The 21,719-nt window shown below is 64.0% G+C and carries 19 protein-coding genes; 10 read left to right on the top strand and 9 right to left on the bottom strand.

Annotated features, from left to right (window positions below; genetic code table 11):
• Position 1 precedes the first annotated feature (1 nt).
• Positions 2-1,939, bottom strand: a complete 1,938-nt coding sequence (locus Hhyl6_RS18805) for an archaea-specific SMC-related protein (protein WP_483740786.1) — start codon at positions 1,937-1,939, stop codon at positions 2-4.
• 353 nt (positions 1,940-2,292) lie between these two features.
• Here Hhyl6_RS18805 and ddfA point away from each other — a divergent pair, with 353 nt between their 5' ends.
• The 3 genes from ddfA to Hhyl6_RS18790 all read left to right on the top strand — a co-directional run bounded on the left by ddfA (position 2,293) and on the right by Hhyl6_RS18790 (position 4,008).
• Complete coding sequence (gene ddfA, locus Hhyl6_RS18800) at positions 2,293-2,583, top strand: DdfA family disk-determining factor (RefSeq protein ID WP_483740785.1); 291 nt, start codon at positions 2,293-2,295, stop codon at positions 2,581-2,583.
• Between the two features lie 228 nt (positions 2,584-2,811).
• Complete coding sequence (locus Hhyl6_RS18795; protein ID WP_483740784.1) at positions 2,812-2,973, top strand: hypothetical protein; 162 nt, start codon at positions 2,812-2,814, stop codon at positions 2,971-2,973.
• Between the two features lie 375 nt (positions 2,974-3,348).
• Positions 3,349-4,008 carry a helix-turn-helix domain-containing protein gene (locus tag Hhyl6_RS18790; protein WP_483740783.1) on the top strand — a complete coding sequence of 220 codons (660 nt, stop codon included), beginning with the start codon at positions 3,349-3,351 and terminating at the stop codon, positions 4,006-4,008.
• 29 nt (positions 4,009-4,037) lie between these two features.
• Here Hhyl6_RS18790 and Hhyl6_RS18785 read toward each other — a convergent pair whose 3' ends face one another.
• Positions 4,038-4,301, bottom strand: coding sequence for a hypothetical protein (locus tag Hhyl6_RS18785; RefSeq protein ID WP_483740782.1), 264 nt, complete (start codon positions 4,299-4,301; stop codon positions 4,038-4,040).
• Between the two features lie 646 nt (positions 4,302-4,947).
• Here Hhyl6_RS18785 and Hhyl6_RS18780 point away from each other — a divergent pair.
• Both Hhyl6_RS18780 and Hhyl6_RS18775 read left to right on the top strand, forming a co-directional pair.
• Positions 4,948-5,466 carry a dihydrofolate reductase gene (locus Hhyl6_RS18780; protein ID WP_483740781.1) on the top strand — a complete coding sequence of 173 codons (519 nt, stop codon included), beginning with the start codon at positions 4,948-4,950 and terminating at the stop codon, positions 5,464-5,466.
• 89 nt (positions 5,467-5,555) lie between these two features.
• The gene (locus tag Hhyl6_RS18775; RefSeq protein ID WP_483740780.1) at positions 5,556-6,941 is read left to right on the top strand and encodes an aminomethyltransferase family protein; all 1,386 of its coding nucleotides are present in this window, start codon (positions 5,556-5,558) and stop codon (positions 6,939-6,941) included.
• A 92-nt stretch (positions 6,942-7,033) separates the two neighbouring features.
• On the opposite strand, the gene Hhyl6_RS18770 is transcribed toward Hhyl6_RS18775, so the two are convergent.
• The 5 genes from Hhyl6_RS18770 to Hhyl6_RS18750 all read right to left on the bottom strand — a co-directional run bounded on the left by Hhyl6_RS18770 (position 7,034) and on the right by Hhyl6_RS18750 (position 12,443).
• Entirely contained in the window at positions 7,034-7,852 is an 819-nt protein-coding gene (locus Hhyl6_RS18770; protein ID WP_483740779.1) for a universal stress protein, read from the bottom strand.
• Positions 7,853-7,939: 87 nt separating this feature from the next.
• Complete coding sequence (gene glyA, locus Hhyl6_RS18765; protein WP_483740778.1) at positions 7,940-9,187, bottom strand: serine hydroxymethyltransferase; 1,248 nt, start codon at positions 9,185-9,187, stop codon at positions 7,940-7,942.
• Positions 9,188-9,361: 174 nt separating this feature from the next.
• A complete protein-coding gene (locus Hhyl6_RS18760; RefSeq protein WP_483740777.1) occupies positions 9,362-10,222 on the bottom strand; it encodes a methylenetetrahydrofolate reductase in 861 nt (286 codons plus the stop codon).
• Positions 10,223-10,299: 77 nt separating this feature from the next.
• Complete coding sequence (locus Hhyl6_RS18755; protein WP_483740776.1) at positions 10,300-11,364, bottom strand: DUF8073 domain-containing protein; 1,065 nt, start codon at positions 11,362-11,364, stop codon at positions 10,300-10,302.
• 122 nt (positions 11,365-11,486) lie between these two features.
• A complete protein-coding gene (locus tag Hhyl6_RS18750) occupies positions 11,487-12,443 on the bottom strand; it encodes a succinylglutamate desuccinylase/aspartoacylase family protein (protein ID WP_483740775.1) in 957 nt (318 codons plus the stop codon).
• Positions 12,444-12,519: 76 nt separating this feature from the next.
• Between Hhyl6_RS18750 and Hhyl6_RS18745 the strand changes: the two genes are divergently transcribed.
• Positions 12,520-13,257, top strand: coding sequence for a creatininase family protein (locus Hhyl6_RS18745; RefSeq protein ID WP_483740774.1), 738 nt, complete (start codon positions 12,520-12,522; stop codon positions 13,255-13,257).
• Positions 13,258-13,260: 3 nt separating this feature from the next.
• On the opposite strand, the gene Hhyl6_RS18740 is transcribed toward Hhyl6_RS18745, so the two are convergent.
• Positions 13,261-13,680, bottom strand: a complete 420-nt coding sequence (locus tag Hhyl6_RS18740; RefSeq protein ID WP_483740773.1) for a GlcG/HbpS family heme-binding protein — start codon at positions 13,678-13,680, stop codon at positions 13,261-13,263.
• A gap of 275 nt (positions 13,681-13,955) precedes the next feature.
• On the opposite strand from Hhyl6_RS18740, the gene Hhyl6_RS18735 reads away from it, so the two are divergent.
• From Hhyl6_RS18735 to Hhyl6_RS18720, 4 genes are all read left to right on the top strand, one after another.
• Positions 13,956-16,529, top strand: coding sequence for a GcvT family protein (locus tag Hhyl6_RS18735; RefSeq protein WP_483740772.1), 2,574 nt, complete (start codon positions 13,956-13,958; stop codon positions 16,527-16,529).
• Between the two features lie 224 nt (positions 16,530-16,753).
• Entirely contained in the window at positions 16,754-19,306 is a 2,553-nt protein-coding gene (locus tag Hhyl6_RS18730) for a GcvT family protein (RefSeq protein WP_483740771.1), read from the top strand.
• A 60-nt stretch (positions 19,307-19,366) separates the two neighbouring features.
• On the top strand, positions 19,367-20,614 hold the full coding sequence (gene ilvA, locus Hhyl6_RS18725) for a threonine ammonia-lyase (RefSeq protein WP_483740770.1): 1,248 nt from the start codon (positions 19,367-19,369) through the stop codon (positions 20,612-20,614).
• 146 nt (positions 20,615-20,760) lie between these two features.
• Positions 20,761-21,207 carry a universal stress protein gene (locus Hhyl6_RS18720; RefSeq protein WP_483740769.1) on the top strand — a complete coding sequence of 149 codons (447 nt, stop codon included), beginning with the start codon at positions 20,761-20,763 and terminating at the stop codon, positions 21,205-21,207.
• A gap of 53 nt (positions 21,208-21,260) precedes the next feature.
• Here the strand turns inward: Hhyl6_RS18720 and Hhyl6_RS18715 are convergent, their stop codons facing one another.
• A complete protein-coding gene (locus tag Hhyl6_RS18715; protein ID WP_483740768.1) occupies positions 21,261-21,422 on the bottom strand; it encodes a hypothetical protein in 162 nt (53 codons plus the stop codon).
• Between the last annotated feature and the right edge of the window lie 297 nt (positions 21,423-21,719).

Genomic DNA, 21,719 nt, shown 5'->3' with positions numbered 1-21,719 from the left:
GTCAGGAGTCGGCGGCGAACGACTGCGTGGAAATCGTCTGGTAGCGACCGTCCAGTTCCTCGCGCTCTTCGGGCAGTACCGCCGTGACCACGTAAGCGGCAGATTCGCCGAAGTGTTGCATCAGACCGTGGATGCGCTCGGCGTCGAACATCTCGACGGCGTCGACGACGATGAACGGGACCACCTCGGCCACGTCGTGGACGAGGTAGCCGGCCAGCGCGACGACGAGACCGATGACCTCCCGTTCGCTCTTGCTGAGGCTGTCGACGGTGTCGTCGTAGGCCCGCCCGCCCTCGGTGGCTCGGACGACGTGCAGTTCGAACGACGTCTCCGATTCGGCCCGGTCGCCGACGGAGCGACGTTCGAGCCAGATGCGTTCGACCGACTCGTACGCCAGCGTGTCCAGGACGTGTTGCATCATCTCGTTGAACGTGCTCACGAGGTCCTGTTCGAGCGCGTCGATTCGGTCCCGCTGTTCGCGAAGCTCCGTCGCGACGCGCTCTCGGCGGTCTTCGATGTCGTCTCGTTCGTCGATTTCACCCTCGATGTCAGCAATCTCTGACTCGATGTCTGCGAGGTCGTTCGAGAGTTGGCCGCGCTCGTACTCGAGGTCGCTCACCTCGTCGTACTTCTCGGACAATCGCTCGTCTTCGGCCGTAGATTGGTCTACCTGTTGCTGGAGTTCCTCTATCTCCGCTTCGAGGGTCCGGCGGTCCTCTTCGAGTTCCGTCAGCGCCTCCTCACGGCGTTGTATTTCGTCGGTCACCTCCGAACGCCGTTCGCGCAACCGCGTTCGCTCGTCTCTCCGCGCTTCGAGGTCGCGCTTTCGCTCTGTGACCGACTGGATGCGCTCGGTGACAGCCTCTCGCTCCGCCCGCTTCTCCCGGACGATTTCCCTGACGGTCTCGACCTGTTCGGCGATGGCCGCACGCTCGACGGTGCTCCCACAGGTCCAACAGGTGACCGACTGTGAATTGGGGTCCAGTTCGGCGACGATGTCGTCGGACTTCATCGCGCCGGGGATGTCGTCGGACTCGTCGAGAATCTGCGTGTTCATCTCCACGATTGGACTCAGCGCGTTGATGGTGGACGTGAGGCGCTGTTTCTGCTGGTGGAGGGCGTCGAGTTCGTCCGTGAGTTCGTCTACGCTCGTCTCGGCGGCGTCGCCGCCCATCTCGTCTAGACGCTCTGAGACTGACGTCTGCTCCGCCTCCAACTCCTCGATAGCGGTCTCTTGACTGCGGATTCGCTGCCGCAGGTCGTTGCGCTCCGCCCGCTTCTCACGTAACGCCTCGGTCTCAGACCCCCTGTCGTCGGACTCCCCTTCGATAGTCTCTATCTCGTCGCGCGTCTCCCGGAGGGACGCCTCGACGTCGGCCAGTTGGTCCTCGAGGTTGTTCCGACGGGTCCGGAGGCCGGGGAGTCTGCTCTCCATCGATTCCAGTTCCGTCAGTCGGTCGTCGAGTGACTGCTTTTGTTCGGTCAGACGGCGTATCTCGGCCTCGATTTCGTCGGTGTCGACGGGCCGCATCAGGTAGTCGTACAGGTCGTCGTCGGCGAGGACGGCCTGTCGGATGGGATTCGTCTCGGTGAGTGCTACGAACAACTCACAGAGGTCAGTTTCGTCGGTGTATCGCTCCGCGCTCTGGACGACCGTCTGGCCCCCTTCTCGCGCCAGTTCGAGGAAGTACTCCGCCCCGCCTACGTTCATGTGGACGGCACCGGATCCGGCGTCGCTCTTCAGCGGCGGGAGCGGTCCACCGAGGACGCCCGCTAGCGACCGTAGCAGGGACGACTTGTTCGAGGCGTTCCGACCCGAGAGGAGCGTCACCCCCTCCGAGAGAGTCGCTTCGGCCTCGGTGATGCCGCCAATGTTCTCGACTGTGAGCGTGAGTCGTCCGTCTGTCTTTGAAGCGTTGGGCCCGTCTTCGTTCTTCATGTCCATCGTGTTCTTGGTCAGGAGCGTCTATCGAGTGGCTGTCACCCGTTTCCCACCGACGACTGGTTCGTGCACCGGAATCCCGTAGTTCGTCGAACAATCGTTGGGTACGCCGACCACGCGCGATTCGCGTCTTCCACGGCATCTCGTCTGGTCGAAACGACCGTTTCGTGACCAATCAGGGTCGTGTCAAATGCGCACGGGCGTCGACGTACATTGGTGTATGGCCTGTGATTCGCTCTCGATTTTCTGGTTCCCAATTATGTGTGCAGACGTATGTACGTTTGGAGCGTAAAAATATGTTGAATATTCCGTATCAACACCCATGATATAGCGGGAGTTTAACACGCACCATGGGCGCTACGGAGATGGACGGTCCGGACGGCACGACCCACCACCTCAGTCACCAGTGGGACGGTGAGATACCAGTGAGCGAGACTATCGTCTCGGCGGTGTCGAAGTACGCCGGCGTCACTGTTGAGACGCTCCCACCGTTAGAACACAGCATCAACCCCGATGCGCTGAATACGCTTTTCGATACCGGTTCCGACCGGTCTACCGCTCCCGGGTGTGTCACGTTCTCCTACTACGGTCACACTGTCGTTGTCCAGAGCACCGGTCAGATACTCATCCGCGAGACCTGAGGTTCCGCGGCCGGCCGTTCCGTCTACGTCTCTCTTCACTCGTTGTCTCTTCGTCGCTGTTGGTTTCTCGGCAGCACCGCCCAGTTGTATTATCAACTATCGACAACTCGTTTAGCGTGTGCTATCCACACGATGTGGGGAATTAATCATTGTAAAATTTCCCGACTTAAATCCCCGTAATTATACTACTGAAGGTGTATCCGTGGGTAGAGCGTATCCAAAATCGAGATGAACGAAATGCAAACTCACGCCGAAGAACGCAACACACCTGAGAAGTTCTACATGCCGGCCGTCGCCCTCGCGCCCCACCTCGACCGCATTGAGGACGTCGTGAGCGACCTGTTCGACTTCCACGGCGTCGTCCTGATTCCCGACAGCTACAACGAGTAACAACCGCCTTGTAGGCGGTTTCGGGGTATTCTGGGGGGAACCGGCACCGTTTGCGGTCTCTCCCTCTCTTCGCCGTCTCGGGCAGTCGTCGCTGTGACCGATTCACGTTTCGTGTCAGCTACAGCCATGCAACTGCCTCGCAAGATGCATCCTCGACACCGAGCGACGCGCCCAGCAGTGTCGACCGCTCCGGAGAGTCGTGTAGCCGGATAGACGTGTTTCGCGCTCGACTCGGCCGCGCCCATATAAGTAAACACTATTGTATGCTAGTCGTGTACACTAGTTGAACAGGGTACGACCGACCGCGCCGCTACGACGAACGCTCTGCACGGGCCGACCGTCGTGACGGTATCGCTACGCAGACAACGACTCTCTATGTCGATTACAGCTAAAGTACACATCGAACACGAACGACTCGCGCTCGTCCCGACGCTCCAGAATCTCGACGGCATCAATATCCGGGTCATCACGCAGGGGAACACCGACCCTGGGTCTACCGTCTTCCCGTTCCTCATCGAGTACGACGACCAGCAGGAACTCGAAGCGATGCTCGACGACGACCTGACCGTCGATAGCTACGAACTCGTCGACTGGACCGACCGCACCGGCATCTACTACATCCAGCACACGCCCGAGACGAAACTCATCAGCACTGTCGTGACCGACGTCAACGGGTTCCTCGTCCACACCGAGACGAAGCGAAACGGGTGGCTGGTTCGCCTTCTCCTGCCCAACAGACAGGCGCTCAACACGATTTGGGAGTACGCGAACGAGAACGACATCGCGCTCGACATCATCGAGATTTACGGGAACAACGATTCGGCCGGCGATTCCTCCTACGGCTTGACCGACGAACAGCGCGCCGCGTTGACCGTCGCCTACGAGGAGGGGTACTTCGGAGAACCGCGCGACATTTCGCTGAACGAAGTGGCCGACGAAATCGGACTCTCCTCTACCGCGATGAGCGGGCGCCTTAGGCGAGGGATGCGGAACCTCGTCGCGGCGACGCTCGTCGAGGACGACGGCGGGGAGTGAACGGACTCGTCCTCGCCGGCGGAGGTTGGCTACTCTGATTTTTTCGAGCGGTACACCGGGCGGAGCGACGTGACGTCCTTGTCGTAACCGAGCCAGACGCTGAGCGCAGTCGCGACGAACACCAGATACACGGGAAACAGCACGAGCAGCACGTAACCTACCAGAACGGGCGTGAGAACTCCCGCGAAGTACAGGAGTCCGACTGCGACGAGGCCCACGACGGCGCCGGCGATGACGCCGAGCCGGAACGCGTGGGCCGCCGCCGGACCCGGCGAGGTCCGAATTGTCTCCATGAGAAGTCTAACGACCACAATCGAATAAGTTACGCGGGAGATTCGGTATCGGTTCGCCAACGACTCGTGTTCCCACGGTACGCTCACCGTTCGAAGCGGTCTGACCTTGCTCCCCAGCCTGTCACTCGGCCGTCTATTTGTGCTCGTTATCCTGTCCCGAACGAGTTCACAGAACGTTCAACTACAGTATATTTGTAAGCTACTATCAAATATACATTAGTTACCTTCTCAGGCTTTCTGACGACCAGTCCGTGGTAGTTGGAGACAGCCAACGGCGTGTTCCTGCGACTCCGCCGGGAATCGAATCATGGCCCGTCGGAATCACTCCTCGAACGCTGACTTGGGCTCGCTGGCAGTCGACATCTTCAACTGTCGACACGGGTCTGACGACACACAGACTCTGTCCCCGGTGGCCCGCGCTCGTGAACGCTTCGATTGCCGTCGTTACTCTCTGTCGATTTCGGAACCTGTTCCTTCACGGAACGATATATAAATTTTCAGTTATATATTCGGTCTTGCTATATCGGGTCGTCGACACACTCGCACGGGGGCACGGACGGTCAGTCAACAGCCTGTGTCGATGAACTATGGGGTGGTCGCCGAAGCGATACGTTTTGTACTCGTGCGCCCGAGCGACGCGTACGTAATGAGAGTGACACTCGTCGCCGCTGTCGCGGCAAACGGCGTCATCGGGGCCGACGGCGGGGTCCCGTGGCACCACCCCGCCGACCTCGAACACTTCAAGCGGACGACGGTCGGCCACCCGGTCGTCATGGGCAGACGGACCTTCGAGAACATCTACGAGCAACTCGGTGAACCGCTGCCGAACCGACGGAACGTCGTCCTGACCACTCGTCCCGAGAGCCTGCCCGACGACGCCCACGCGGCCGACTCTCCCGAAACTGCGCTTCGAACCGCCCAAGAGGAGGAGGTGGAGGCGAAGACGGTGTACGTCGTCGGCGGTGCGTCGGTGTACGAGCAGTTCCTCCCGTCTGCAGACGAACTGATTCTGACCGAACTGGAACGGGCCCACGAGGGCGACACGACCTTCCCGAATGTAGTGTGGGACCGCTGGCGAGAAACCCGCCGTGACACCCACGAGGCGTTCGATATCGTCTGGTACCGACGGACCGAGGGGGACGACGAGACGGCGGACAGTGCCTGACTTCCGCTGTCGAGATAGCCGATGCCACATAAACGGGAGGGGCAATCAGCGTCATCTTTTATTACTAATTGCAGTCTTGGTCCACAAGCATGCCCGAGAACGAAGGCCATCCCAACCACCCTAGTGTCGACCAATCGGACCGTACCGTCCCACGGAACCTGCGGCAGACCGGCGACCCCGGCATCGAGATGCTTGTCTCGACGCGTGTCCGCAAGTCACCGTTCTTCCACAAGTCCTTCAACGAGGAGGGTGCGTGGCGCGCTACGGTCTACAACCGACTCTATCACCCGCGCGGTCTCATCGAAGAGGAAGACGGCGGAGTGATGAAGGAGTACGATGCGCTGACCAACGCCGTAACGCTCTGGGACGTCGCCGTCGAGCGTCAGATTCGAGTCAAGGGCCCCGACGCCGAGGCGCTGACGAACTACGTCGTCACCCGCGACGTGACGAGCATGGACGCGATGGACGGGAAGTACGTCATCCTCTGTAACGAGGACGGTGGCGTCCTGAACGACCCCGTTCTGCTGCGCCCCGAAGAAGACGAGTTCTGGTTCTCTATTTCGGACTCGACCCTGATGCAGTGGCTCCAGGGAGTCAACGTCGACAACGACTTCGACGTCGAGATAGACGAGATAGACGTGGCCCCGATGCAGATTCAGGGCCCCAAATCCGAGGACGTCATGGTCGACGTCGTCGGTGACGAGGTCAAAGACATCCCGTACTACGGCCTGATGGACGCGGAAATCAACGGTGCCGAAGTCCTCATCAGCCAGACCGGGTTCTCCGGTGAGGCTGGTTTCGAAATCTACGTCCGAGACGCCCACGAGAACGCAGAGCGCGTCTGGGACCCCGTCATGGCGAGCGTCAAGGACCACGGCGGCCGACAGATCGCGCCGGGTCACCACCGACGCATCGCGGCCGGTATCATGTCCTGGGGCCAGGACCTCGACCACGAGACGTCGCCGTTCCAGGTCAACCTCGGCTACCAGGTTCCCGACGACAAGGACGCCGATTACATCGGCAAAGAAGAACTCGAGCGCCAGAAGGAACTCATCGAGAACGGCGAGTACCCGTTCGAGCACAAGCTCATCGGCCTGAAGCTGGCCGGCGAGCCGATTCGGGACTACGCCCCGGACTTCTGGCTCATCTCCGACCCCGACACGGGCGAGGAATGCGGGTACATCACCTCGCCGTGGTGGAACCCGGACCTCGAGACGAACATCGCCATGGGCTTCGTGCCGGCCGACAAACTGCAGGAAGTCACCGACACGCCGCTCAACGACGAGATCTACGACGAATCTCTCGACCTCGAGTTCCAGGTGCACCTGCCTGACGAGTACGCCGAAGAGGAAGGTGAACCCGTGTTCGCTACTGTGGCGAAGGTCCCGTTCAAGGAATCCGTCAACCCGAGCGCCCGCGAGCAGGCGAAGCTCAACGCGCGCCAGGAAGCGGAAGCCGAGTCCAGCGACGACTAATCGGCACCACCCTGTCGCTCATATCATACCATCCGCGCCGCTCCTTTTTTTGCGCCCACCCTACGCGGGGACGGCTGTCTCGTTCTCGGGACTTACCCCGTAATCGTGACCGGGCGTTCCGACGACAGCAGGACGTCCTGCGCGGTGCTTCCCATGAGGACTTTCTGCACGCCGGTCCGCTTTCGACCGCCCATCACGATACTGCTCGCGCCGACGTCGTCCGCGGTGGCGAGAATCTTTCTGACAATCTCCCCACCCACGGCGGTCCGCTCGACGGGGATATCGCGCTCCTCCAGAAACTCCGCGGCGGCGACGGCCGCTCCGATTTCCCCGAACTCGTGGGGTGGGGCACCGGCGTAGTCCTGATGTCGGAACACGTAGAGGACCGTCGCTCGGACGTTCTCTGCGGCGTCGGGTAACTGGGCGACGTACTCGGCCTGATGGAGTGCCCGCTCTCGCCCCTGGTCGACCGGCACCAGCACGTGTCGCTCGCCCTCGCCGAACACCATCCCGGTCCCGGTAATCGTGACCGGCCGTTCCGTCGAAACGAACACGTCGTGGACGGTGCTTCCCAGCAGGACCCTCGCGACGCCCGACCGTTTCCGCCCGCCCATGACGAGTTCGTGGCTGTCGAGGTCGTCCGCGGCGTCGATAATCGCCGCCGCCACGCCGCCCTCCTCGACACGTCTGTTCACGGCAATGCCTGCCGACTCCAGATGCTCGGCGGCCGCGACCGCGGCGTCCATCGAGTCGAACGAGGCCGTTTCGGCCCGTTCTAGCTCGCCAGGCGAGATGACGTGGAGCACAGTCGCCTCGACGTCCGTCGTCGCGTCGGACAGCCTCGCCACGTACTTCGCTTGGTGGAGCGCTCGGTTCTCGTTCTCGTCGACCGGAATGAGCGTTCTGTACATCCCACCGAGAACTGGTACCTCGTCACAAATATAGTCTGTCCAATAAATAGTGGCTGGGACCGACGTTTACGGCTTCGCTCCGCTCGCTCAGCCGTAGAGGGTGTACTCGTCGGTGAGTTCGTCGACGCGCTGACTGACCTCGGCGACGACGTCGTCGTCGTGGGGCGCGTCGACGACCTCGTAGATGAGGTCGGCGACTTCGCGGCAGGCTTCTTCGCCGAAGCCCCGGGTCGTGAGGCCGGGGGTGCCGGCGCGGATACCCGAGGGGTTGAACGCCGACCGCGTCTCGCCGGGGACGGTGTTGGCGTTCAAGACCAGTCCCGCTTCTTCGAGACTTTCCTCGACTTCCTTGCCGGTGGTGTCCGGGTGGGAGGGACGGAGGTCGACGAGGACGAGGTGGTTGTCGGTGCCGCCCGAGACGAGGTCCAGCCCGTGGCCCTCTAACTGGTCACCGAGGGCCTTCGCGTTGGCGACGGTCTGTTCGGCGTACCGCTCGAACTCGGGTTCGAGCGCCTCGCCGAAGCCGACGGCCTTGCCCGCGACGTTGTGCAGGGCCGGTCCGCCCTGTGCCCCGGGGAACACCGCGCTGTCGACGTCGTCGGCGTGTTCTTCGCCGCACATGATGATGCCACCCCGTCCCGCTCGGATGGTCTTGTGCGTGCTCCCGGTGACGAAGTCGGCGATGCCCACCGGCGACTCGTGGACGCCGGCGGCGACCAGTCCGGTGATGTGAGCGATGTCCGCGAGGTGGTAGGCGTCGACGGCGTCGGCCGTCTCCTGAATCCGCTCGAAGTCGACTTCGCGCGGGTACGCGGAGTAGCCCGAGACGATGATGTCCGGGTCGTACTCCTCGGCCGTCTCGTGCAGTCCCTCGTAGTCGACGTACCCCGTCTCGGCGTCGACCTCGTACTGTTCGACCTCGTAGACCTGCCCGGCGAAGTTCGCCGGGTGGCCGTGCGAGAGGTGGCCGCCGTGGGTCAGGTCTAGCGAGAGAATCTTGTCGCCGGGGTCGAGTGCGGCCAGATAGACGCCCATGTTCGCCTGCGACCCGGAGTGGGGCTGGACGTTGACGTGGTCCGCGCCCCACAGTTCCTTCGCGCGGTCGATAGCCAACTGCTCTACCTCGTCGGCGTACTCACAGCCGCCGTAGTAGCGCTCGCCGGGGTAGCCCTCGGCGTAGTTGTTCGTGAGTTCAGAACTCTGGGCCTCCATGACGGCCTCGGAGACGTGGTTCTCGCTCGCAATCATCGCCAGCGTGTCGTTCTGGCGTTCGCGCTCGCCTTCGAGTGCCTCAGCTACGGCTGGGTCCGTCTCCCTGACGGTGTCGTACGTCATGTCCAGAGAGACGAGCCAGAGACGCAATAAACTGGCTCTCGACAGAATCTGTTCGGTGAGTGAACGGATGTGGCCATGACACAGAGTTAGTAAATAATATGATAATTCGAGCGCGCCGTGGTCGAGTCTGCGGACGCGTCGCTTGGCGGCGTGTCGCTCGACCGTTCGACGCAGTTACTTCTCCAGTCGCTCGTACCGCCAGGACTCCGTGTCGGGCGTCTGGTTGAACGTGTAGATGTGGACGCCCCTGATGTTGTAGTCGTCGTCGTCGACGTACGGGGCGAGGCCGTCGATGAGGTCGTCGGGTTTGTAGGTGCCCCGCGAGCCGATAAGCTGGCGGACGAAGCCGAGTATCCCGGTCGTCTTCCGCAGGAACTTGATGGAGTCGCCGACGCCGACCTTCTTCGATATCTGCATCAGCCGCTGGTACTTCATCACGCCGGGGATGCCGATTTCGACCGGGAGGTCGACGCCCCGGCTACGAACCTCCTCTATCCACTCCAGTACAGTCTCGGGGTCGTAACAGAGCTGTGTGACGATGTACGTCGCGTAGGGCGCCTTCTTCTGCATCGACTCGGCCAGCGTCTCGTCGTCGATGAAGTCGTGGCCCTCCGGGTAGCCGGTGATGCCGACCTCCTCGAAGGAGTAGTCCAGCCCCTCGAGCGTCGAGAGGAGTTCGTACGCCGACTCGAACTCGCCGACAGGTTCCTCTTTGTCGCCGCCGGGGACGAAGATGTCGGTGACGCCGGCCTCCGTGAGTCGGCGGACGATGTCTTCGAGATGGTCGCGGTCCTCCACGTACCGAGCCGCGATGTGCGGGACGACCTCGAAGCCCTGTTCGACGGCGTCCTCGGTCCTGTCGATAGTCGTCTCGATGCCCAGTTGCGGCGACGTGGTGATGGCGATGGTCGCGCCGTCGGGGAGGTGTGTAATCTCCTCCTCGAAGCTCTCGAACGGCATCAACTCGAAGCGCGCGTTCGTGAGGAGGTTCTCGACCCCGTCCTGCGGCGTCATGGTACGACTTCGCAAAGACATTACTTGTCGATGGGAGGTATCGGGGACACTTTTGTCTGTGGGTGGTCCACCCAACCTGTTTAAATACGGGTCGTCGGTCAGGCGCCGCTGGGCGCGCACTGTCGGATGCGGGTTGCGACCTGCTCGTAGGACGCGGCCCGCTCCGGGTTGTCGGCCAACTGGCGCATCACGAGGTCCAGCAGGTTCAGTTCCTTGAGCAGGTCTTGGGTCTGCTGTCTGCCGAGGTCCAACTGTCGCTGGACCTCGTAGACGGTCACCGACTCGACGACGGCGTCGGCCACGTCCTCCAACTGTAGGCCCTCGGGGAGGCCGAGGCCGTCCGTGACGAGTTGCTCGTCGGGAATCGTCTCCATCGGGTCCTCGCTCGCCGAGGGCGACTCGGTCGAGGTGGGTTCCGCTGGCGTCCCCGGTTCCGCACGGTCAGTACCGGTCCGTCCCGTCGTATCGTAGGACGTCGGGTCGTGTACGTCGGCCTCAATCATGTAGCGCCGGACAGTCTCCGAGGAGACGTCCATCTCGATTCGCTCGCTCATCTCCGTGAAGTTCTCACAGGCGTCGTACAGCGCCTGCAGGTACTCGGTGTCGTCGTAGGGCGGCAGGTCCTCGTTCCGCGCGGTCGCGAGTTCATCCTCCTGCGGGTCGGCCGCCGCCATCGTCGAGGTCGCGTCCGACTGCTCGCGTTCGACGGTGTCTTCGACCTCTCTGGGACCCTCCGATTCGGTCTCTTGGACGTCGTCGGTCAGTTCTGTGTCCGACGTCTCCACGACTGGCTCTGGCGCGCTCGACTCTTCGGCCCCAGCGATGGTCAGTTCGACTCGCATGACGATTCCGTCGTCCTCGACGCGGACGGCGGCCTCGCTAGCGGACACCGACGCCGCCGTCGACGGGAGCGACGTGAGGTCCGACGCGGCGAACTGGACCTGCAACCCGCCGTCGGACAGGCTCGCTCGCTCGGGCGTGAGCGCGGGATGCGTCCCGTCGCTCGACGCCGCACAGAGGGACACCGGGACGTCCATCGTCACGTCCAGCGTCGCCTCCTCGCCGCCGCCCGCAGTCGCTTCGACCTGTTTGACGGTCCGACCACGCGACTCGTACTGTTCGACGATTTCGGAGAGTGCGTCGAACGAGGCCTGTAGACCCATGTTATTGATTATCTATGACACTTTATGGATGATAACGGTGTGTGAGGAATAACCAACCTATTCAAATACCCCCCGAGTTTGTCGGGGTCTCGACTGGGTCGTGGCGTCGTCGGTCGGGTCGGTCACGCGGGCACGGCGATGCCGGCGATTCGCTCGCCGGCGACGACGACGGCCTCGCGGGCCAGCGAGTACGCGACGCCGTCCGCCTCGGCGGTGGGTCGCTGGAGTCGTTCGAACGTCGACGGCGAGTAGACCATGCCGAGCGTCTCGCCCGCTTCTACGGAGTCACCGACCGAGAGGTCGGGCCGGAGTTCGAACAGGCCGGACTCCGTAGCGGTGACGGCGGCCCCGTCGTTCCGGAGGCGGGTCTGCTCTGGCGGCCCAACGGGGTCGTCCGGAAGGACGTCCAGTTCGCGGAGGACGTTCTCGACGCCCGCGACGCCGGTGTCGATGGCGGAGTGAGTGACGGTCCTGCTGTTGGAGAGTTCGACGGTGATGGCTGGGATGTCCGCGCGCGCGGCGGCGGTCCGGAACGTCCCGCTGAACTCGTCGTCCGCGGGCGCGTCGTCGCTGTCCACGACGAGGTACTCCGTCCCGAACACCTCCGCGAGCGTTCTGGCGGTGCGTTCGCCCGACTGGTAGCGCGCGTGTTCGAGCATGTCGGCCGTCCCGGTGTGTAGGTCGACGGCCGCGTCGGCCTCGGCGACGAGGTCCCACAACCGCGCGGCCAACCGTTCCTGTAGGCTTCCCTCGTCGTCGCCGGGCCAGACGCGATTGAGGTTCGGGTTCATCACGTCGTACTCGGCTGGCGTCATGTACGAGCGGTGGTCGAACGCCAGCGGATTCACCACGGGGACGACGACGACGGTGCCGGCGAGGTCGGCGTCGACCAATCGCTCGTGGAGGCGACGGAGGGCCGCCGGGCCGTTGAGTTCGATGCCGTGTTGTGCCGCCTGCACGTAGACAGTCGGACCCGCGCCGCCGACGTACCGGTGGACCGTCACCGTGACGTCGGCCCCCGACGGCAGTCGACCGAGACGACGGTCGCTCGTCGTGTGCATGACGGAGTCGTACTCCATACCCCGTGAGTGCGCGGCCGGCGTAAAAAACACCGGGAGTACTGGCTTTATTCGCATTCGGGCAGAGCGTTGCCGTATGCACCTCGAAACCGAGACGTGGACCGACGCGGACGGCGTCGAGACGAATCTCGCGCTCCTCCCCGTCGGGAGCACGGAGCAACACGGTCCGCACGCGCCGCTGGGTACCGACACGCTCAACGCCGAGGCGGTGGCCGAACAGGCCGCCGACGAGTACCCGGGTGAGGTGGTCGTCGCCCCGGCAGTACCGGTCGGTATCGCGGAGGAACACCGGGAGTTCACGGGCACGCTCTGGACCTCCGAATCGACGTTCCGGGACTACGTCAGGGACGTCGTGGGGAGTCTCGCCTCCCACGGGTGGGACCGCGTCGTCCTCGTCAACGGCCACGGCGGCAACATCGCGGCGCTCCGCGAGGTGGCCGGTCGAATCTCCCGACACGACGAGGCCTACGCCGTCCCGTTCACGTGGTTCGACGCCGTCGGCGAGCACAGTTCCGACATGGGACACGGCGGACCGCTTGAGACGGCGCTCCTCCAGTCGGCGAACCCGGAGACGGTCCACGAGGACCGGTTGGACGCGGCCGCGGAGAACGGGAGCGCGCGCTGGGGCGACTGGCAGAGCGGCGTCAACCTCGCGTTCGACTCCCACGAGTTCACCGAGAACGGCGTGGTGGGTGACCCCCGCGAGGGGAGCGCGGAACTGGGCGAGAAACTGCTGGCGATGGCGTCGGACGCACTCGTGGACTTGCTCGACGCCGTCGCGGAGCGTGACCCCGGTCCGCGGGACGACGCGTAGTCGCTACTCGGTGAGTTCGTTCCAGCGCTCGACGCCCGCTTCCGCTACTTCTCTGTCCTGCGAGACGGCGCCGCCCGAGACGCCGATAGTCCCGACTATCTCGCCGTCTCGTTCGAGCGGGTATCCCCCGCCGAAGACGACGATGCGTCCCTCGTCGGTCGTCTGGAGACCGTACAGCGAGTTGCCCGGTTCCGAGGGTTCGGCGAGTTCGTGCGTCGGCGTCTCCAGAGCGGCCGAGGTGTACGCCTTGTTCTTCGAGATGTTCACGGACGCCAGCCACGCGCCGTCCATGCGGTGCTGAGCGACGAGGTTCCCCTCGCTGTTGGCCACCGTGATGACCATCGGGTTCTCTATCTCTTCGGCTTTCGACTCTGCGGCGGCTATCAGGTCTGTCGCTGTCTCCAGCGAGATGGACTCGACCATGCAGTCGGACGGGCGCACGACGACCGGAAAAACGTTGTCACTAACCGCGTGCGGGCGGCCGGACGCACGCCATCGAAACGGCGTCCTCGCCGCCCGCAACGCGCGGTGTCTCCCGGTGCCGGGTCGACGTCGCGGGACCACGAGCCACGCCGAATTTCACAGCCTTATCAGTGTTACAGAAACCTCTACCTACCAGCGACCTGATTGTTTGAAAACCGCCACCCGGCGGGCGATAACTATATTGGGAGGCCACGGACACCTTCGAATCAGGATTTATGGAGACGACCGACAGCCTGCCGACGCAGGCCGACACCGTCATCGTCGGTGCCGGTATCGTCGGCTGCAACCTCGCGTATCAGTTGACAGAGCTCGGCCGCGACGACGTCGTCGTCGTCGACCAAGGACCGATGCCCACGACCGGCGGTTCCTCGACGCACGCGCCGGGCATCATGTTCCAGACGGCCGAACCGAAGGTCCTCAGCCAGTTCGCGGACTACAGCCGACGGCTGTACTCCGAACTCGAAGGCGCCGACGGCGAGCAGGCGTACGAGGAGGTGGGCGGCATCGAAGTCGCCCGGAGCGAAGAGCGCATGGACTTCCTCCAGCGCCGCGTCGAACACGCCGAGGCGTGGGGCATCGAGGACCCGCAGCTGCTCTCGCCCGAGGAAGTGACGGAGCACCTCCCGCTCGTCGACGAGGACGAGATTCTGGGCGGGTACTACTCCCCGACCGACGGACAGGTCTCGGGGGTCGTCGCCTGTGACGCCCTCGCCAGAGAGGCGATGGACAACGGCGCGACGTTCGTCCCGCACACGCGCACCGAGAACGTGGAGACGGACGGCTCGTCCATCGAGGGCGTCGTCACCGAACACGGCACCATCGAGTGCGACGAAGTCGTCGTCGCCACGAACATCTGGGCGCGGCAACTCGGCGAGAAGCTCGGCGTCCACCTCCCGGTGACGCCCGTCGAGCACCAGTACACGATGACGGAGTCGCTCGACGAACTCGAAGAGAGCGCCGTGGACATCACGGACCACCCGCTGTTCGAGAACTACGAGAACGTCTCCGGCGAGAAGGCCAAGCGCCTGCTCGTCGGCCCGGACCGCCCGATTCTCCGGGACCAGGACAACGCGATGTACTACCGGACCCACGGGGACGCCTACGGCATCGGCTCGTACAACCACGAGCCAATCGTGCCCGACCCGCAGGAGCTCGGCGGCAACGACCCGGACGGTGAGCAGGGGTCCGTCCACGAGTTCACGGACTACCACATGAACACCGCGACGCACCCGGACCGGCCGGACAAAGCGCCGCGACAGGCCAGCGACGAACTCCTCCCGGCGACGAAGGACAAGAAGCTCGAACACAAGTACAACGGGATGTTCGCGGAGTCGCCCAACGGCCTCCCGGTCATGGGGCCGGTCCAGGAGTACGACGGCCTCTGGACGGCAGCGGCCATCTGGGTCACCCACGCCGGCGGGGCCGCGAAGGCCCTCGCGGAGTGGATGGAGAACGATGTGCCACGTCTCCCCGAAGGGCCGATAGACCTCGCACACTGCGACGTCAACCGCTTCGACGAGCACGAGGGCAGTTGGGACTTCGCCCGCGACATCGGCGGCGAGGAGTACCGCATCGTCTACAACATCATGCACCCGAAGTGGGTGTGGACGGAACACCAGCGCGACATCCGGCGGACGCCGATGTACCACTCCCACAAGGAGTGGGGCGCCGAACTGTGGGCCGAAGCCGGATGGGAGGAACCGCAGTGGTTCGACGACAACGCCGACCTGCTGGCGAAGTACGGCGACCAGATTCCCGAGCGTGAAGGCTGGGAAGGCAAGTACTACTCGCCCATCGAGGGCGCTGAGGCGCTGAACGTCCGCGAGAACGTCGGCCTGCACGACATGACCTCCTTCAACAAGATGGAGGTCGTCGGCGAGGACGCCGGCGAGTTCGTCCAGTACCTCTGTACGAACGACATGGACCTCGACGTGGGCGACGTGAAGTACACCCTCATGTGCAACGAGGGCGGCGGCGTCCGCGCAGACATCACCGTCACGCGCACGGACGAGGACCGCTACCTGCTCCTGACCACCGGCCGTGAGGTCGGGAACAACCACGTCGCGTGGGTCCGCGAGCAGTCGCCAGAGGACGTCCTCGTCAACGACGTCACTTCGAACCTCGCCGCGATGGTCTGTACGGGACCGAACGCCCGGAAGGTGCTGTCGAAGGTCACCGACGTCGACCTCTCGGACGACGCCTTCCCGTTCTTCACCAGCCAACAGTTCTTCGTGAAGAACGTGCCCGTCACGGCACTCCGAGTGTCCTACGCCGGCGAACTCGGCTGGGAGCTGTACACGCCTTCGGAGTACGGCGAGCGACTGTGGGAACACATCATGGAGGCCGGCGAGGAGTACGACATCCGGCCGTACGGGAACGGCGCGCTCGACGCCCTGCGCATCGAGAAAGGATTCCGCTTGTGGGGCGAGGACCTGCACACCGAACACAATCCCTACGAGGCCGGCCTCGGCTGGGCCGTCGACCTCGAGACCGACTTCATCGGCAAGGAGGCCGTCGCCGCGGCCGCCGACGGCGACAACATCGACCACAAGGTGGCCTGCCTGACGCTGGACGACCCCGAAGCGGTCGTCCTCAACCACCGGCCGGTGCTGGACGGTGACGAAGTGCTCGGCTACCTCCACAGCGCCGAGTACGGCTACACCGAGGGTGCCTGTGTCGCATACACCTACCTCCCGCCGGAGTACGCCGAACCCGGCACCGAGGTTGAGATTCTCTACGAGGGCGAGCGCTACGACGCGACGGTCCGCGAAGAACCGCTCGTCTCCTAACGGCCGCTCGGCCGCTCTTCGTCCCCGCTCCTAATCGTATCGCGTACCTGTCACGCTGTGGTTCGCCACCACGCGCGGAGCGGGACGACGCCGGCCTCGTCCGTGTGACCGAAAATCGGCTGTTTTCGCGGCTTTCTGGGCTTCTGTGGAAGTTTCTCGAAACAGCCACCGTCGCGCCGTCGGTGTATTTAAGATAGTGACAGAAGGACTCCGAAGTGAGATACATGAGCACTGAGGCTCCCCCATCACGGGCGGATACTGTCATCATCGGTGCCGGTGCCGTCGGGTGTAGCGTCGCGTATCACCTGACGGAACTGGGTGCCGAGGACGTAACGGTCATCGATCAGGGACCACTGCCGGTCACGGGCGGGTCGTCCGTCCACGCGCCGGGCATCATGTTCCAGACGTCGCCGTCGAAGATTCAGACGAAGGCGGCCCACTACACGAGCCGGTTGCTCTCGGACGCCGGCGTGTACAACGAGGTCGGGGGCATCGAACTCGCGCGGAGCGAGGACCGCATGGACTTCCTCCGCCGCCGCAAGGAGTGGGCGACGTCCTACGGACTGCCCGAGCCAGAACTCCTCTCGCCGGAGGAGGTCACCGACCACCTCCCGATGGTCGACGAAGACGAGATTCTCGGCGGTTACTACTCTCCGACGGACGGCCGCGTCGACGGCATCGCGGCGCTCCAGTGGTACATCGGCGAGTCCTCGGCGGACTTCTACGGCAACACGGAGGTCACCGACCTCGACGTCTCCGGCGGCGAGATACAGGCCGTCGAGACGGACCAAGGTCGCATCGAGTGTGGCCGCTGTGTCATCGCCACGAACAACTGGGGGTACCAGACCGGGCAGATGGCGGGACTCGACCTGCCAATCGCGCCCGTCGAACACCAGTACGTCGTCACCGAACCGATGGAGGAACTGGCCGAGGCCGACTCCTCCATCGGCGACAACACGACGGGGCTGGACGTGCCCGGCGAGCGCTCTATCGCGGAGTGCATGAGCGAAGCGCCGCATCGACCGGTCGGCCGTGACCAGGACCACTCGCTGTACTTCCGGACTCACGGCGACTCGCTGGGGATGGGGTCGTACAACCACGAGACGCTCTCGGTCGACCCCGAGGAGATGGGCAAGAACTCCGAGGAGCGGCAGGCGTCGGTCCGCGGGTTCACCGAGGAACACTGGACCCAGCCGACCCACCGAGGCCGCGATAAGTCCGCGAAGCAGGCCTTCGACGAACTGCTCCCGGCGAGCCAAGACGTGGACTACGAGATGACCGAGAACGGCATCTTCGTGTTCACGCCCGACGGGATGCCAGCCGTCGGCGAGACGGCACAGGTCGACAACCTCTGGACGGCGCTCGCCATCTGGTGGACTCACTCCGGCGGCTACGGCCGCATCCTCGCAGAGTGGATGGAGAACGGGACGCCCCGCCTCCCGTCCGGTCCCGTCGACACGGGCGGCATCCACGTCCGGCGGTTCGAACCCCACGCGGGCGAGAAGGATTACTTCGTAGACCGCGGGGCCAAGCGCTACGAGCAGGTGTACAGCATCGTCGAACCGCGCTGGCAACCCGACGACCACCGCCGCCTACGCACCAGTCCGTTCTACCATCAGGAGAAGGAACTGGGCGCGGAGTTCTACCAGAGCGGCGGGTGGGAGTCCCCGCAGTACTACGAGTACAACGCGGACCTCGTCGACCGCTACGAGGACCAGATTCCCGAACAGGACGGCTGGCAGGGCATCAACCGCTCGCAAATCGAGGCCGCCGAACACCTCCACACTCGCGAGAACGTGTCGATGTTCGACATGACCTCGTTCAGTTCCATCATGGTCGAGGGCGAGGGGAGCGAGGCGTTCCTCCAGCGGGTCTGCAGCAACGACATGGACATCGACGTCGGGCAGGTCCGCTACTCGCTGCTGCTGAACGAGGGCGGCGGCATCCTCGCGGACATCACCGTCGTCCGACTCGACGACGAGGAGTACATGGTCACCACCGGCGGCGGCAACTCGCCGGGCATCCACGGCGGATGGCTGGAGGAGCACGCGCCAGAGACCGTCTCGGTCCACATCGAAGAGGGCGCGAAGTCCACTATCGGGCTCTGGGGACCGAAGTCGCGGCTCTTGCTCCAGCGGTGTACCGACGCCGACGTGACGAACGACGGGTTCCCGTACTTCCGTGCGAAGCAGATGTACGTCGGCGAGGTGCCGGTCATCGCCATGCGCGTCTCGTACGTGGGTGAACTCGGCTGGGAACTGTGGACGCCGACGGAGTACGGCCAGCGCCTCTGGGAGACGCTCTGGGAGGCCGGCCAGGACCTCGACGTCCGACCGATGGGCGGCGGTGCCCTCAGTTCGATGCGACTGGAGAAGGGCTTCAGGCTCTGGGGCACCGACATCGACACGGACTCGAACCCGTTCGAGGCAGGCCTCCCCTTCGCCGTCGACATGGACACCGAGTTCATCGGCAAGGAGGCGCTCGAATCGGCGAAGGCCGACGGCGTCGACAACCGCATCACGCCGCTCACCCTCGACGACTCGTCGGACATCATGCTCTCTGGCCGTCCCGTCCTGAAAGACGGCGAGGCCATCGGGTACGTGCAGGCCGGCAACTACGGCTACACTATCGGCGAGTCCATCGCTTACACGTACGTCCCGAGCGAGTACTCGGAGGCCGGCACCTCGGTGCAGGTCCTCTGCGAGGGCGAGACGTACGACGCGACGATACGGGACGAACCGCTGTTCGACCCCGGCCGAGAGAAGATACTCAGATGAACAGTCGCCGGCACCAATCGACCACCGACCGGGGCTAACCCCGACACTCACAATCCACCTATGACAACGTCAGAATCCGAGGAACTGCCCGTCCAGTACGCCGACATCGAGCGGGCACGCGAACGACTCGACGACGACTCCGTCGTCAAGAAGACGCCGGTCGAACGCAGTTCGTCGCTCGACGAGTTCGTCGGCGGCGAGGTGTACCTGAAGATGGAACACCTCCAGTGGACGGGCTCGTTCAAGACCAGAGGCGCGTACAACAAGATCTCCCAAGACGTCGCGAACGGCGTCGACGAGTTCGTCGCCGCCAGCGCGGGCAACCACGCACAGGGCGTCGCCCTCGCCGCTACGAAGTGCGGGGCCGACTCGACCATCTTCATGCCCGTCAACGCCCCGCAGGCGAAAGTCGACGCCACACGCGGCTACGGCGCGACGGTCGAACTGGTCGGGAAGGACTTCCAAGAGACGATGGCCCACGCCCAGGCCGCCGTCGAGGAGACGGACGCCGCGTTCGTCCACGCCTACGACGACACTGACATCATCGCCGGACAGGGGACGCTCGGTGCCGAGATGTACCACGACTGTCCCGACGTTGACACCGTCGTCGTGCCAATCGGCGGCGGCGGCCTCATCAGCGGCGTCTCGACGGCCATCAAGCACCTCTCGCCGGAGACGCGCGTCGTCGGCGTGCAGGCCACCGGGGCAGAGACGGTCCACGAGAGCCTCGACAAGGGGATGCCCGTGACGTTGGACGAGGTGGACACAATCGCCGACGGTATCGCCACCGGCGGCATCTCCGAGACGACGCTGAGCATCATCCAGCGGAACGTCGACGACGTGGTGACCGTCACCGACACCGAAATCGCGCAAGCCATCCTCCTGTTGATGGAGCGCGCGAAGCAGGTGGTCGAAGGTGCGGCCGCTGCCTCCGTCGCCGCCATCCTGAGCGACGACCTGGACGTCACCGACGAGACGGTGATGCCCCTGCTCTGTGGCGGGAACCTCGACATGACCCAACTCCGGACGGTGCTCATCCACGCCCTCACCGAGCGCCGCCAACTCATGCGCCTGCGGGTCCGCATCGACGACCGGCCCGGCGTCATGGAGGACATCTCCGGGACCATCGCGGACCAAGGCGCGAACATCCACGACGTCCGACACGAGCGCTCCGTCGACGACTTGGACGTGGGCGAAGCCTACCTCGTCTTCAACGTCGAGACCAGCGGACAGGAACACGCCAACGCTATCGTGGAGGCCATCCGTGACACCGGCTACCCAGTCGAGAACATCGCGAGGACTGTCTGACTGATAGGTGCGTTGACTACCCACTATACTCGGGGTAGTGAGGACGTCTCCGGTCGCTTTTCTTTGCCGGAATCTCGTATCGATACTGATACGTCTGGGGAAAGTTATTTCCGGCGGCTCGTGGATATCCTACTGCAGTATCGAATATGTACGAGCATATACTCATTCCGTACGACGGGAGTGCCGAATCGAAGAAGGGGGCGACACACGGTATCGAACTCGCAGCGGAGCTCGGGTCGACCGTCCACGCGCTCTACGTCATGGACCTTCCGGGGGTCCCGCGTGCCATGTCGATTCGGGACGACGAGGAGACCGTTCGAGAGGAGTATCGGGCTTACGGCGAGGAGGCACTCGACGAGATAACCGGCGTCGCCGAGGAGCACGGCGTCACCTGCGAGAGAGATATCCGGTCCGGCACACCCAGCGAGGAAATCGTCGCCTACGCGGAGGAGGAGGGCATGGACGCCATCGTCATGGGCTCTGCCTATCGCGGGAAAATCGGGGCCATCCTCGGAGGGACGACGGACAAGGTCGTCCGAACCTCGACGGTGCCGGTCATCACGCAGCGGATGAAAGCCGACGAACTGACGTGATAGCGTGGTCGCTCGTCGGTGGGGGGTATCGCTCTTTTACTCGAATCGGCCGTTCACGAGTCGATGAGTCTCGTCTCCCTGATGTAGATGACGAGACTCGCGGCCAGAAAGCTGAATCCCGCCACCTGCAGGTCCCCGTTCGCCATCGCCAATAGCGCCGTCCCTATCAGCAGCACCGCGATACCCGCCGCGACCGTCGCCGACAGATTTGCCATACCCGCTCGCCACGACCGCTGGATAAATAAAGGCACCCGCCAGCGCCACCCGTCTCAGTACGCGTGTCTGACCTCACAGTGGTACCGGCACGCGTGATACGTCACCCGCTCCGAGCGGTCGAGCGTCTCGGGGTGTCGCCGACCGTGTTCTATCCGACTTCCGCGGACAGGACAGACCATGGACGCAAGTTCGAGGGCTGGAAACGTTTCGTGGACGAACTCGGCCACACAGCGTGGGCAGTCGATGTCGTCGCTCGGGCCCGTCTGGTCGGCCGGGGAGGTACAGCGAGGGACAGC

The sequence above is a fragment of the Haloarcula sp. H-hyl6 genome (assembly GCF_056934455.1).
This window is presented reverse-complemented; position numbering and strand designations above follow the sequence as displayed.

What these genes read in the sequence shown, in the direction of transcription:
- Hhyl6_RS18755 (WP_483740776.1), bottom strand. Translation starts at nt 11,364, where the DNA reads ATGGGTCTACAGGCCTCGTTCGACGCACTCTCCGAAATCGTCGAACAG.
- Hhyl6_RS18790 (WP_483740783.1), top strand. Translation starts at nt 3,349, where the DNA reads ATGTCGATTACAGCTAAAGTACACATCGAACACGAACGACTCGCGCTC.
- Hhyl6_RS18760 (WP_483740777.1), bottom strand. Translation starts at nt 10,222, where the DNA reads ATGTCTTTGCGAAGTCGTACCATGACGCCGCAGGACGGGGTCGAGAAC.
- Hhyl6_RS18780 (WP_483740781.1), top strand. Translation starts at nt 4,948, where the DNA reads ATGAGAGTGACACTCGTCGCCGCTGTCGCGGCAAACGGCGTCATCGGG.
- Hhyl6_RS18795 (WP_483740784.1), top strand. Translation starts at nt 2,812, where the DNA reads ATGAACGAAATGCAAACTCACGCCGAAGAACGCAACACACCTGAGAAG.
- Hhyl6_RS18730 (WP_483740771.1), top strand. Translation starts at nt 16,754, where the DNA reads ATGAGCACTGAGGCTCCCCCATCACGGGCGGATACTGTCATCATCGGT.
- Hhyl6_RS18805 (WP_483740786.1), bottom strand. Translation starts at nt 1,939, where the DNA reads ATGAAGAACGAAGACGGGCCCAACGCTTCAAAGACAGACGGACGACTC.
- glyA (WP_483740778.1), bottom strand. Translation starts at nt 9,187, where the DNA reads ATGACGTACGACACCGTCAGGGAGACGGACCCAGCCGTAGCTGAGGCA.
- Hhyl6_RS18775 (WP_483740780.1), top strand. Translation starts at nt 5,556, where the DNA reads ATGCCCGAGAACGAAGGCCATCCCAACCACCCTAGTGTCGACCAATCG.
- ilvA (WP_483740770.1), top strand. Translation starts at nt 19,367, where the DNA reads ATGACAACGTCAGAATCCGAGGAACTGCCCGTCCAGTACGCCGACATC.
- Hhyl6_RS18770 (WP_483740779.1), bottom strand. Translation starts at nt 7,852, where the DNA reads ATGTACAGAACGCTCATTCCGGTCGACGAGAACGAGAACCGAGCGCTC.
- Hhyl6_RS18740 (WP_483740773.1), bottom strand. Translation starts at nt 13,680, where the DNA reads ATGGTCGAGTCCATCTCGCTGGAGACAGCGACAGACCTGATAGCCGCC.
- Hhyl6_RS18720 (WP_483740769.1), top strand. Translation starts at nt 20,761, where the DNA reads ATGTACGAGCATATACTCATTCCGTACGACGGGAGTGCCGAATCGAAG.
- ddfA (WP_483740785.1), top strand. Translation starts at nt 2,293, where the DNA reads ATGGGCGCTACGGAGATGGACGGTCCGGACGGCACGACCCACCACCTC.
- Hhyl6_RS18750 (WP_483740775.1), bottom strand. Translation starts at nt 12,443, where the DNA reads ATGGAGTACGACTCCGTCATGCACACGACGAGCGACCGTCGTCTCGGT.
- Hhyl6_RS18735 (WP_483740772.1), top strand. Translation starts at nt 13,956, where the DNA reads ATGGAGACGACCGACAGCCTGCCGACGCAGGCCGACACCGTCATCGTC.
- Hhyl6_RS18785 (WP_483740782.1), bottom strand. Translation starts at nt 4,301, where the DNA reads ATGGAGACAATTCGGACCTCGCCGGGTCCGGCGGCGGCCCACGCGTTC.
- Hhyl6_RS18715 (WP_483740768.1), bottom strand. Translation starts at nt 21,422, where the DNA reads ATGGCAAATCTGTCGGCGACGGTCGCGGCGGGTATCGCGGTGCTGCTG.
- Hhyl6_RS18745 (WP_483740774.1), top strand. Translation starts at nt 12,520, where the DNA reads ATGCACCTCGAAACCGAGACGTGGACCGACGCGGACGGCGTCGAGACG.